Source organism: Syntrophorhabdaceae bacterium (assembly GCA_028713955.1).
GTDB lineage: Bacteria > Desulfobacterota > Syntrophorhabdia > Syntrophorhabdales > Syntrophorhabdaceae > UBA5609.
Genome location: JAQTNJ010000082.1, coordinates 1 through 12588 on the forward strand (window position 1 = coordinate 1; position 12588 = coordinate 12588).

General features: G+C 48.7%; 13 protein-coding genes. 11 read left to right on the forward strand and 2 right to left on the reverse strand.

Annotation, left to right across the window (positions count from 1 at the left end; genetic code table 11):
* On the forward strand, positions 1-1102 hold a 1102-nt coding region (locus tag PHU49_08575), incomplete at its 5' end, for a uroporphyrinogen-III synthase (protein MDD5244058.1).
* Positions 1095-2663, forward strand: coding sequence for a benzoate-CoA ligase family protein (locus PHU49_08580; GenBank protein ID MDD5244059.1), 1569 nt, complete (start codon positions 1095-1097; stop codon positions 2661-2663). The genes PHU49_08575 and PHU49_08580, both read left to right, overlap by 8 nt.
* Positions 2664-3091: 428 nt before the next feature.
* Here the strand turns inward: PHU49_08580 and PHU49_08585 are convergent, their stop codons facing one another.
* Positions 3092-4249 carry a radical SAM protein gene (locus PHU49_08585; GenBank protein MDD5244060.1) on the reverse strand — a complete coding sequence of 386 codons (1158 nt, stop codon included), beginning with the start codon at positions 4247-4249 and terminating at the stop codon, positions 3092-3094.
* Positions 4246-4377 carry a hypothetical protein gene (locus tag PHU49_08590; GenBank protein ID MDD5244061.1) on the reverse strand — a complete coding sequence of 44 codons (132 nt, stop codon included), beginning with the start codon at positions 4375-4377 and terminating at the stop codon, positions 4246-4248. Before PHU49_08590 ends, PHU49_08585 begins: the two co-directional genes overlap by 4 nt.
* A 738-nt stretch (positions 4378-5115) precedes the next feature.
* Here PHU49_08590 and rpsB point away from each other — a divergent pair.
* From rpsB to tsaB, 9 genes are all read left to right on the forward strand, one after another.
* Positions 5116-5901 (forward strand): 30S ribosomal protein S2, encoded by a 786-nt coding sequence (gene rpsB / locus PHU49_08595; GenBank protein MDD5244062.1) that lies wholly within the window; start codon positions 5116-5118, stop codon positions 5899-5901.
* 14 nt (positions 5902-5915) lie between these two features.
* Entirely contained in the window at positions 5916-6521 is a 606-nt protein-coding gene (tsf, locus tag PHU49_08600; GenBank protein ID MDD5244063.1) for a translation elongation factor Ts, read from the forward strand.
* Positions 6522-6799: 278 nt separating this feature from the next.
* Positions 6800-7528 (forward strand): UMP kinase, encoded by a 729-nt coding sequence (pyrH, locus tag PHU49_08605; protein ID MDD5244064.1) that lies wholly within the window; start codon positions 6800-6802, stop codon positions 7526-7528.
* The gene (frr, locus tag PHU49_08610; GenBank protein MDD5244065.1) at positions 7525-8082 is read left to right on the forward strand and encodes a ribosome recycling factor; all 558 of its coding nucleotides are present in this window, start codon (positions 7525-7527) and stop codon (positions 8080-8082) included. Before pyrH ends, frr begins: the two co-directional genes overlap by 4 nt.
* A gap of 14 nt (positions 8083-8096) precedes the next feature.
* Positions 8097-8816, forward strand: a complete 720-nt coding sequence (locus PHU49_08615; protein ID MDD5244066.1) for an isoprenyl transferase — start codon at positions 8097-8099, stop codon at positions 8814-8816.
* Entirely contained in the window at positions 8817-9611 is a 795-nt protein-coding gene (locus PHU49_08620) for a phosphatidate cytidylyltransferase (protein ID MDD5244067.1), read from the forward strand.
* A gap of 101 nt (positions 9612-9712) precedes the next feature.
* Complete coding sequence (gene dxr / locus PHU49_08625; protein ID MDD5244068.1) at positions 9713-10858, forward strand: 1-deoxy-D-xylulose-5-phosphate reductoisomerase; 1146 nt, start codon at positions 9713-9715, stop codon at positions 10856-10858.
* An 8-nt stretch (positions 10859-10866) separates the two neighbouring features.
* Complete coding sequence (rseP, locus tag PHU49_08630; GenBank protein ID MDD5244069.1) at positions 10867-11934, forward strand: RIP metalloprotease RseP; 1068 nt, start codon at positions 10867-10869, stop codon at positions 11932-11934.
* A partial coding sequence (tsaB, locus tag PHU49_08635) for a tRNA (adenosine(37)-N6)-threonylcarbamoyltransferase complex dimerization subunit type 1 TsaB (GenBank protein ID MDD5244070.1) occupies positions 11924-12588 on the forward strand: 665 nt, incomplete at its 3' end. The genes rseP and tsaB, both read left to right, overlap by 11 nt.

Genomic DNA, 12588 nt, shown 5'->3' on the forward strand with positions numbered 1-12588 from the left:
CCGGGATCATGCGTCAACGGTAGCATTTATTACAGGCCACGAGGACGAGAAGAAAACAGCCTCTACGATCAGGTGGCATGAATTGGCCAATGGCCCTGAGACCCTCGTATTCCTCATGGGCATCAAAAACCTTAATATCATCGCCAGGCGCTTGATCAGAGAAGGCAAGGATCCCGACACACCTGCGTGTATTATACAGTCAGGCACGCTGCCGACGCAGAAGGTCGTAACAGGACCGTTGAAGCTGATCGATTCACTGGTAAAAAACGCCGATATCAAACCCCCCGGCATCATTATCGTCGGCAGCGTCGTAAGCCTCAGGGACAAGCTTGCGTGGTTTGAAAAAAGGTCCTTATTCGGAAAGAAGGTTGCTGTCACACGGGCGCCCCGCCAATCGATAAGGCTGGGACGACTGCTCACCGAAAGGGGTGCACAGGTGATCCATGTACCGACGATAGAGATACTGGACATCAAACCAAATACACGGCTATTGAAGGCAATCAATTCTCTGCAATCGTATTACTGCATCATCTTTACGAGCGTCAACGCCGTATCGGTCTTCTTTGATACACTCTATAAAAAAGGAAAAGACATCAGGTCTCTCCACGGCATCAAGGTCATCCCCATTGGTGATGCAACTGCATCGCTTCTCTCTGCAAAGGGGGTCATCCCCGATCACATGCCAGGTCAGTTTACCTCTGAAGGGATTATAGAGACCCTCGGTCAGCTTACAGTAAAGGGGAACAGGTTCCTTTTGCCGAGGGCGGCAGAGGCCCGTGATGTTATCGTTCAATTCATCAGAACACACGGCGGCGCCTGTGATGTTGTACCTGTGTATAGAACCCATCTCCCGGAAAAGATACAACCACTCGATGAAAAACCGGATATCGTCACATTCACAAGCTCATCAACGGCCACCAATTTTATCAAGCTTTATGGCAAGACCACTTTGAAAGGCGTGATCATCGCTTCTATCGGTCCTGTTACGACAAAAACACTCGAGGCACATGGTCTCCGGATATCCATAGAGGCAAAAAGATATGACATACCGGGACTCGTCGAGGCCATAGAAAAATATTTTGCGGGAGGTCACATTGGATAGGCCGTATAAATATGAAAAGTATATTTCACAGTACTACAACATCACAAGTAAGCTGATCGATGAGAATGTCGATAAAGGCCTTGGTGATAAGATAGCTATTTACTATAAGGAAAAAAAATACACATACCGGGAAGTCCAGCAAATGATAAACAGGGTAGGAAACGCCCTTCACATCCTCGGTGTGCGCATGAGACAGCGTGTCCTGCTGGTCCTCTATGACTCACCTGAGGCGGTTGCGAGTTTCTACGGAGCGGTCAAGATCGGCGCCATACCTGTCCCGATCAATTATATGTATACGACCGACGATTACCGTTATCTCCTGAACAACAGCAGGGCAAATACGCTCATCGTCGATGAAGATTTCCTTGAAGAGGTTGAAGGCTGGAAGGATAAGTTTCTCTATCTCGAAAACACTATCGTTGTGGGCAAAAAGACGCGGGGATATCATATCCCTTTCCATGACATTGTGGACCGCTGTTCGGACACACTCAAGGCAGCCTATACAACAGTTGAGGATGAGGCATTCTGGAACTACACCTCGGGCAGTACCGGTGTGCCAAAGGCGGCCGTGCATCTGCAGCACGATATCTTTACCTGCATCGACAATTACGCCAGGTCGGTACTCGGGCTACGCTCCGATGACATCCTGTTTTCTGCCTCGAAATTATTCTTTGCATACGGTCTCGGCAACAGCATGTTCTATCCTTTCGGTGTCGGTGCATCGGTCGTACTTCTCCGCGAACGTCCTTTCCCTGAGACGATCTTTGAAACGATCACGAAATACCGGCCAACAGTCTTTTTCGGCGTGCCTACGCTGTATGCCAGCCTCCTGCAGAACAAGGACGCCGGGAAAAGATACGACCTCTCATCGCTGCGCATCTGTACATCGGCAGGCGAAGCCTTGCCAAAAGAGATATTTTACGAGTGGAAAAAACGATTCGGCACCGAGATCCTCGACGGCATAGGCTCTACAGAGCTCCTCCACATCTTCATCTCAAACCGCCCCGGCGACGTGAAGCCGGGCAGTTCGGGAAAGATCGTCCCGGGCTACGCGGCAAAGATCGTCGATGACGAAGGGAAGGAAGTGCCTGACGGGGATGTAGGGACTCTCCTCGTGAAAGGCGAATCCATCGCAGCCTTCTACTGGCGCCAGCATGAAAAGACAAAACAGTCGATGCTCGGGGAATGGTTCAACACGGGAGATAAGTATTACCGTGACCAGGACGGCTATTACTACTATTGCGGCCGGGGTGATGACATGCTGAAGGTCGGCGGCATATGGGTTTCACCTGTCGAGGTCGAGGATACCCTCATGTCCCATCCTGCCGTGCTTCAGGCCGCAGTTGTTGCAAAGGCAGATGATCATAATCTTATCAAACCAAAGGCCTTCGTTGTCCTCAAGGAAGGCTATGAACCGGGCGAGGAGCTGGCGAAAGAGATCCAGCTCTTTGTCAAAAAGAGCATTGCACCCTATAAATTCCCCCGGTGGATCGAATTCACAAAGGAACTCCCCACAACATCAACCGGCAAGATCCAGAGATACAAGCTGAGGGATAAGTAAACGACGGTTCTACGTTCTACGTTCAACGTTCTACGTTCAGCAAAAAAAAGATGCTGGATGCTCATTGCTTGATACTGGTAGCTGGATGCTGGATATCAGAATACTACTGTCATCGCGAGCATCTGACCCCCATACTGACGGGTGTTATCAGAAAAGAAACTTGTTTTTGACACATGAGACCGGGCAAGTTTCTTAGGAGGAGCAATACTCTTTCTTGTCATCGCGAGGCGAAGCCGTGGCGATCTCAGGGGTATGACCAATTGAATGAGATTGCCGCGTCGCTCCGCTCCTCGCAATGACAGAGGGAAAGGTGCTCGCAATGACACTGCACCACGCTTCGCTCGCAATGACCCATCACCTATCACCTCTTACCTATCACCTATTACCTTTCATTTTTCACCTTTCACTTTTCACGACTTACGGATTTATTAGATATAATTTTCCAGAAGAAGTGAGATGGTCTTTTCCACACTGCCGGGTTCCTTGTCTTCCATCTCCTTGATCGCCTTCCTGATCCTGAAATAGGTGAGCTCATCGTTGAGATCGTTAATGCTCCGGTAGATCCCCGACCTCCTGCCGAACCTGTATGTCACCTTCTGTTCAGGCGTAAGAGAAAAATAATCATCTATGACAGACAACATCTTTTCCTTATCCTCCGGCAGCTTGCCGTCGACCTCTTCAAGGAGGTTGAGGATGTGATCGCTTTTGATATAACTCGTTATCCCTTTCAGGTTCTCTATCAGAAGCCTCTCCTCGATGAGGATGTCTTCCTCGGTGGGGAGAAAAAAATCCTTATTTTGCAGCTTTTCATAAAGGGGCATGGTCTTTAACACCTTGAGCGTTCTGAACCGTATAAAATCAGGATTGATCTTATTGAGGGCATCCGCTGTCTCCAGGGCATGTTCCCGCCACCACTGTTTTCCTCCCATACCGAGGACAACATATTCAGAGAGCTCGATCCCCGATTGCCTGACCTTTCTGCCGCATTCAATATGTTCTGCCCTGGTAACACCTTTGTTCATGAATTTCAGAAGAAAGTTGTTTCCTGACTCAAGGCCGATATGAAGCCTTGTAAGTCCGGCATCCTTCATATTATTGAGGTCTTCAAGGGTCACCCTTTTCGCTATCGTCCTTGAGCGCGCATATGACGTCACCCTGTCGATAGTCGGGAAGGTCTCCTTGAGGTATTTCAGCGAATCTATGAAGACCTGGGGATTCATGGCGAGGGAGTTTGCATCCTGTATAAAGACATGCTTACCCCCGAAGTATAACCATACCGCTACGCTTTTATAACACTCGTTGTGGATATTGCTCGAGAATATCTCTTCTACCAGGGTTTCGGTGATTGTGCCGCCGTAGCCTTTCTCCCATGAGATCTGTTTGATATCGTCTGCAATCTCTTTGATCGTATCGATATCCCGCTTTATTTCATCGAAGGACCTTTTCTCGAATTTCCGCTCTTTGTATGTGTGGCAGAAGGCGCACTGGTTCCAGGAACAGTTCCTGGTAAACCTCACGAGAAGACTGTATGCCTCATTGGGAGGCCTGATAGGTCCTATCTCGTATCTCAGCGCCCTGTTGGTCATTTTTTCTCTACGTGAACCGGGAATACCGGGGTTGACGCCTTCGACATCTTTTTCTTTCTTGCTTTGCCCTGGTTAACCCTCTTCCTTGCCCTTCTTGCATCTGTCTTCTTCGTAAGCGACGGCATCATATCCTCCTTTTTCTTTTAAAAACACCATCAACATACCACAGAACGTCAATGTTTTCAATATATGCGCGGGGCGCACCCGTGAGGCAGGAGGCGTAAGGGGAAAGAAACAGTGAATAGTATATAGTATATAGTGAACTGCAAAAGAACCCTCTAAGTATCTTACTATTTACGATATACTACAGATCGTGAGACACGGGACGAAGGACGAGAAATAAAACCTGTTCTACGTTCAGAATATTACTGTCATCGCGAGGAGCTTTCATCCTTTCTTGTCATCGCGAGGAGCTTTCATCCTTTCTTGTCATCGCGAGGAGCGAAGCGACGTGGCGATCTCAGGGGTATGACCAATTGAATGAGATTGCCACGCTCCGCTCGCAATGACACCTCTTACCTATCACCTATTACCTCTTACCTATCACCTATTACCTCTTATCTATCACCTCTTACCCATCACCTATTACCTCTTACCTATTACCTATTACCTTTCATTTTTCACCTTTCACTTTTTTTGTTATTAGTTATTGGCGATTTTGTCATTGGTGTTTGGTTATTCCCCTTGCTGTTACTCTCCGCTCTTAGCTCTCAGCCCTTCGCTATAACAATTTTCCTTGAAATATTGGAAATCATATGGTATTTATAATCCGCATCACATTTTGCACGTCTTTCAATTAATAACCGGGTGCAGGGAACTGTCGGGTATTAAAGTGCGAAAGGCGGAAGAAAAAACCAGGAGGTCTAATGTCAAATCTCACCATCAAACAACTACTCGAAGCAGGCGTACATTTCGGACACCAGACGAAAAGGTGGAATCCCAAGATGAAACCTTTCATATTCGGCGCGCGGAACGGCATCTACATCATCGACCTGCAGAAGACCCTGAAGATGTTCAAGGAGGCCTACAATTTCATCAAAGAGGTCGCTTCCCATAACGATTACGTCCTCTTCGTGGGCACCAAAAAACAGGCCCAGGAATCTATTGCCGATGAGGCAGGCCGCTGCGGCGCATACTATGTGAATAACAGGTGGCTCGGCGGAACCATGACGAACTTTCAGACTATCGAAAAGAGCATCGAGAGACTCCGCAAGTATGAAGAACTCAAACAGGGCGATATCTTCAAGGTCCTTCCCAAAAAAGAGGCATTCGGAATAGAAAAAGAGATCGACAAGCTCGAAAAGAACATAGGCGGCATCAAGGCTATGGACCGTCTGCCGGGCGCCCTTTACATCGTTGACCCGAAAAAGGAGTATATCGCCGTCAACGAAGCAAAAAAACTGGGCATACCCACGGTAGGTATCGTCGACACAAATTGTGACCCCGATGATATTGATTTTGTCATCCCCGGAAACGATGATGCCATCAGGGCGATAAAACTTATTACCATGAAGATCGCCGATGCCGTTCTTGAGGGAAAGGCCCTCTACTTAGAGGAGTTCCAGGCCAAAGAGGAATCGGCTGAAGAACCGAAACCGTTTGTTGATGAAAGTGTCTTTGAAGAAAAATACGACGACTATGACGTAAAATAGGTAGGAGGATTATCATGGAGATAACTGCTGAAGCGGTAAAAAAATTGAGAGAGAAAACCGGCGTTGGCCTTATGGATTGCAAGGAAGCGCTGAAACAATCAAATGGAGATATGGAGAAAGCAATCGAATATCTGCGGGAAAAAGGGCTTGCCAAATTGCAAAAACGTATGGGAAAAGTTGCATCAGAAGGTCTCATAGCGTCATACATCCATACAGGCGGAAAGGTCGGCACTATGGTTGAAATAAACTGTGAAACAGATTTTGTTGCCAACACAAAAGAGTTTCAGGAATTCGCGAAAGATATTGCCATGCAGATAACGGCATCAAACCCGTTTTATATCAAAAGGGAAGATATCCCCGCTGAGGTGATAGAAAAAGAAAAGAATATCTACCGGAAACAGGCCCTTGAATCCGGAAAGCCTGAAAAGATCGTTGATAAGATCGCCGAAGGAAAGCTGGAGAAATTCTACCAGGAGGTATGCCTCATTGAACAGTCATTCATCAAAAATCCCGATATGACGGTGACAGAGCTCCTTGAAGAGCTTATAGTAAAGATGGGCGAAAAGATACTCGTCAACAGGTTTATAAGGTTCCAACTCGGCGAAACGATCGAGGAATGAAATGCAGCTCATAGCTGATAGCTCATGGCTCATGGCAACAAACTCGTGAGGCGGAAAAAAGAGCAAAAGATGAGAAGAGCAGAAACAAAATATCTCAGCACGTCAGCCGTTCGTATTGTCTCTTCGGTACCTTTTGTCTCTTACTGTTCACTATTCACCGTTCACTATTCACTGCCTCTTTCACCTTTCACCTTTCAAGGGGTTCATCCAATTACGAATTACGATTCACGAATTACGAGGGTTTTTCACCTTTCACGATATTAACTGGAGGAAACGACGTGAGCCCCATAAATAGTATGCAATACAAAAGGATCCTTTTAAAATTAAGCGGTGAAGCCCTCATGGCAAAAGAAGGCGGCATCGATCACAGGATACTCCTCGAGATAGCAAATCAGGTGAAGGAGATCAGGGAACTTGGTATAGAGATAGGGATTGTCCTCGGAGGAGGAAACATCTTTAGAGGCAAAGAAGGGGAAAAGGATGGAATAGACAGGGTAACCGGTGACTATATAGGGATGCTGGCAACGGTTATCAACGCCCTTGCATTCCAGGATACACTGGAAACGCTCGGCGTGCCCGCGCGTCTGCAGACAGCCCTTTCGATCGAGAAAATGGCCGAGCCCTACGACAGGAAGATGGCCATCGAACACCTGCAAAACAGGAAGATCGTTATCTTTGCCTGCGGGACCGGCAACCCCTATTTTACAACCGATACGGCGGCGGCATTGAGGGCTATCGAAATGAAGGCTGACGTACTGATGAAAGCAACGAAGGTTAACGGTATATACGACAAAGACCCGGAGACCAGCAAGGATGCAAAATTCTTTCCGGAGATCACCTTTACGGATATACTCAACCGGGACCTGCAGGTCATGGACCTGACGGCAATTACCCTCTGCAAGGAGAATAACCTTCCCATCATTGTATTGAACATCAGGGAAAAGGATAACCTGAAAAGAGCAGTCCTCGGGGAACACATCGGGACAATAGTGAGGAGGAAAGCATGAATCGCGAGGTAATGGAAGAACTCGAAGAAAAACTAAAAAAATCGCTTACCACGCTCAAGAAAGATTTTTCAAAATTGCGGACCGGCGTCGCTTCTGTATCGCTCCTGGAAGATATCAAGGTTGACTACTACAACCAACCCACGCCGCTCAACCAGGTGGCAAGCATCGGGGTTCAGGACAGCAGGACCATCACTATCCAGCCATGGGATAATTCGATCATCGGTGAACTTGAAAAGGCGATCCAGAAATCAGACCTTGGCGTCAATCCCATGTCGGACGGGAAGATCATCCGGCTTTCCTTTCCGAAATTGACAGAGGAACGGAGGAAGGAGCTTACCAGGCTGGGCAATAAGATGCTTGAAAACACAAGGGTTGCAATGCGAAACGTCAGGAGAGACATCAACGAAAAACTGAAAAAGATGGAGAAGGATAAGCAGCTTTCACAGGATGATCTGCACAAAAATCAGGATGAAGTCCAGAAACTCACCGACAGATATATTGAGATGGCGGAGAAGACCTACTCGGAAAAAGAGAAAGAGATCCTGTCGATCTGACACGTACTGTATTCATGCCCAACATAGACATTAATAAGCTTCCCACACACGTTGCCATCATCATGGATGGAAATGGAAGGTGGGCAAAAAAGCGAAGGCTCGAGAGGGCCGAAGGGCATCTCGTCGGCATAGAATCTGTCAGGGAAATAGTAAAGATCACGAGAGAACTGGACATACCCTATCTCACGCTCTATGCCTTTTCCCGGGAAAACTGGTCCAGGCCCAGAAATGAGGTAAAGACGCTTCTTGAATTCTTAGGCTTCTATCTGGAAAAGGAGCTCCCCATGATGCTGGAAAAGGGGATACGGTTTAATGTGCTTGGTGAAAAAAGAGATTTTCCCAGGGCATTGCAGGTCAAGCTCGACGAGGTGATGACACGGACGGCGCGGAACAAAAGGCTCCACCTGAACATCGCCCTGAGTTACAGCGGCAGAAAAGAGATCATCTCAGCGGTAAAACGTATCGCTGAGGAGACGAAGAACGGCATGATCAGGAAGATAGACGAACGGCTCTTCGGCCGGTATCTCTATACAAAGGGTATGCCCGACCCTGATCTCCTCATCAGGACAAGCGGGGAGATGAGACTCAGTAATTTTCTCCTCTGGCAGGTTGCGTACACGGAGATATACGTGACGGATGTGCTCTGGCCTGATTTCAGGAGAAAGGCATACATGGCAGCATTGCGGGACTTCGCAAAGCGGGAAAGACGTTTCGGAAAGGTGAAGGAAGACTAAGTGGGAGAGCTGCGGAAAAGAGTCATAACAGGCATATGCCTCGCACCGATCGTTGTCCTCCTCTTCTTTTTTCTCCCATTGCAATGGTTCTTTATATTCCTCCTGATCATTGCCCTCCTGGGGATCAGTGAGCTGGCAGTGATGGTAAAAGCAGGCCCAAGATACCTCCTCCTCTTCCTTGCCCTTGCGGGCGCCGTACCGCTTTATTTCGGGGCCATCGGCCTCTATCTACCCGCCCTCCTCCTTCTTGCCATTGTCTATATGCTTATTCAGATCTGCCTCGGAGAAGGCAAAAAGGAGACTGCAAACAGGGATATATTTCTCGGCATTATGGTGCTTCTTTTCGGCGGTATCTTTATAATGCTGCCGCTCTTCTATATATACAAGCTCAAAGAGCTTCGCAACAGCCTTCCCCTTATCTTTCTTTTCGCGCTCTGGGCAAGCGACACAAGCGCATACTTTGCGGGAAAGGCCTTTGGTAAAATACCTCTTGTTCCCCGCATCAGCCCGAAAAAAACCGTTGAAGGTCTCTGCGGGGCAATCCTGGGGAGCATGATAATCATCGTTGTATCGCATACACTGATAGGCATAACCGTCCGGGAGTCTCTGGCGATAGGGTGTATCATCGGTCTCCTCGGACAGCTCGGCGATATCCTCGAATCACTCGGAAAAAGATTGTCAGAGACAAAGGATTCTTCCTCCCTCATCCCGGGACACGGCGGGATCCTTGACAGGATCGACAGCTTCATTTTTACGGCGCCGTTCCTGTATTACTATCTGGCAGGGATACGATGACGAAAAACAATTGCCAATTGCCAATTTCCAATTTCCGAATGAACTGCCTTGCAGCGAGCTACGGGGAATCATCCGGACTAAACACCAATGAGGTATAGTGCGTGAAGAAAAAAATTCTGATACTCGGTTCTACAGGCTCAATCGGCAGGGCTACCCTGGAAGTGATCGCCCAGCAGCAGGATACCTTTGAGGTCTTTGGCCTCGCGTGCAAGGGGCAGGCAGACCTCCTGAACCAGCAGATAGAGAAGTTCAAACCCCGGTATGTGTGTATCTACGATAAGGAACAGAAGAATAAGGTGTGCTTTGACAGGAACAAGCTCTTCACCGGCATCGACGGAATGAAGGCAATGATAGGCATGGATGCCCACATTGTTGTCAATGCCCTGCCGGGAAGCATCGGACTCGAACCGTCCCTGGAGACATTCCGCTGTCACAAGGTCCTCGCCCTTGCCAACAAGGAAAGTCTTGTCATGGCCGGAAGGATCATCACGCGAATGGTCAAAAAAGATGCGGCAAGGCTGATACCCGTGGACAGCGAGCATTCAGCGCTCTATCAGCTATTGAAGACGGTTAAAAAAAGGGAATTAAAGACAATCATGATCACCGCGTCAGGCGGACCATTCAGAAAATTTGACAAAGATGCCCTGGAAGGCGTAAAGCCTGAGGAGGCGCTTAATCACCCCACCTGGAAGATGGGTCAGAAGATCACCCTTGATTCTGCAACCCTCATGAACAAAGGGCTTGAGGTGATTGAAGCGCGGTGGCTCTTTAATATTGAACCGTCACGGATCAGGGTCATAATTCATCCTGAGAGCATACTCCATGGGATCGTGGAGCTTGTCGACCATTCCTTTATCGCGTATATGGCCTATCCGGACATGAAGATACCGATTGCCTACGCGATCAACGAGGGTGCGCGGAATCCTCTTACCTTCAGTCCTTTGAGTCTTGAAGATATCTCGACATTAACATTCCACACACCGGATCTGGAACGGTTCCCGTCACTGCGGCTCGCATACGACGCGCTCGCGTCCGGGGACAGCGCCCTCATTACGCTTAACGCATCGAACGAGGTCGCATCCCAGGCCTTTATGGAAGGCAGGATACGGTTCACCGACATACCTGCACTCGTGGAAGATACCCTTGAGCATCACCCGAGGCAGGCCGTGATAGAAGATACCGGGACGATCTGGGAGATCCACCGGTGGGCAACAACATATACAGAGAACAAATTCAAGACACCTTGAGGTAACCTATGGTAATGAACATCATTTACGGAATTATCGCTTTGAGCCTTCTTATACTGGTTCACGAGCTTGGCCATTTCCTTGCCGCACGGCTTGTGAACGTCAAGGTCTTAACCTTTTCGCTGGGGTTCGGGAAAAAGCTCCTGAGTTTTAAGAAAGGCGAAACAGAGTACGCCCTGTCCCTGGTCCCTCTCGGCGGGTATGTCAAGCTGCTCGGCGAATCACCCGACGAAGAGGTACAGGAGGAAGATATCCCGAGGTCCTACGCGCATAAGCCTCCGCTCACAAAGATCCTCATCGCCTTTTCCGGCCCATTCTTCAATCTCATCTTTGCAGCCTTTCTTTTCTGTATTGTCTTTGTCAGCGGATACAGCGTCCTCTCAACGAAGGTAGGCGGTGTGGAAAAAGGCTATCCCGCCTATGAGGCAGGCATCAAAGAAGGGGATATTATCGTCAACATCGAAGGAAGAGAGATCAATGAGTGGTCTGACATCATGGAAACCATGATGGACGCCCGATCGGGCGCTCTCCGTTTCACGGTAAACAGAAACGGCAGCCCGATAAACGTAGTCATTACCCCAAAAGAGACAGAGAGTAAGAACATCTTCGGGGAGACGATCAAGCGCAGGGTCATAGGCATCACCGCTTCAAGCGAAATGATACCAAAAAAGGATACCCTCACGGAGGCAGCTACCAAGGGCTTCTATCAAACATACAATCTCTCGAGGATAACCGTTATGGGTATCGTGAAGCTCGTGATGGGCAGCATCTCACCGAAGAACGTCGGCGGCCCCTTGCTGATCCTTCAGGTTGCCGGCAAGCAGGCAAAGGAGGGCGTGACAAGCCTCATCTATTTTGTGGCGATCATCAGCATCAATCTCGGGATCGTCAATCTCCTTCCTATACCTGTCCTCGATGGCGGGCATATACTCTTTCATATAATCGAGCTCATAACACGGAGAAGGATGTCCCAGCGATGGGTTGATGTCGCCCAGAAGATCGGCATGGGTATCCTCGTTGCGGTCATGGTCCTTGCCTTCTTTAACGATATCATGAGGATCGTTGTTGGAAAATAGACTCACATTCGGCATCGATAATTCCCTCGATTCCCTCAATCTCGTCCTCGCCGAAGACAGTACGATCATCGCGGAAAGACGCAGCAAAAACAGGAGAGCCCCCTCCGAGATACTGCCGGTTATGGTTTCCGGAATACTCACGGACAACGGATACAGGATCGATGACATAACAAACATGATTGTAACGCTTGGACCCGGTTCATTCACCGGGATCAGGGTAGCCCTGGCATTTTGCAAGGGCATCAACTCCGCTCTCAACATCCCCATCACGGGCGTCCCGACCCTCGATGCCCTCTCGTTCCCCCTTGCCTTCATGGAAGGTTGTCATCTCTGTCCCCTCATCGATGCAAAAAAGGGCGAGGTCTTCTGCTCCCTTTACCGGGTGTCGCAGGGAAACATCGAGAGGCTTACGGGATACCATGCCCTGAAGCCTGAAAATATTCCCGGTCTGGTCCAAACACCCTGTGTATGCTTCGGAACAGGCGTTCTGCTGTGCGAAAACATTCTTGCGGGCATCAATGGCGTTACTCTGATAAAAGACCGTTTCCAGACCATCTCCGGAGAGGCGCTGCTGAAAGCAGGTCTGCAAAGGATAACGGGTATTCTATCTGATGAGATAAAACCGATCTACGGGCGGAGATCAGAGGCAGAGAT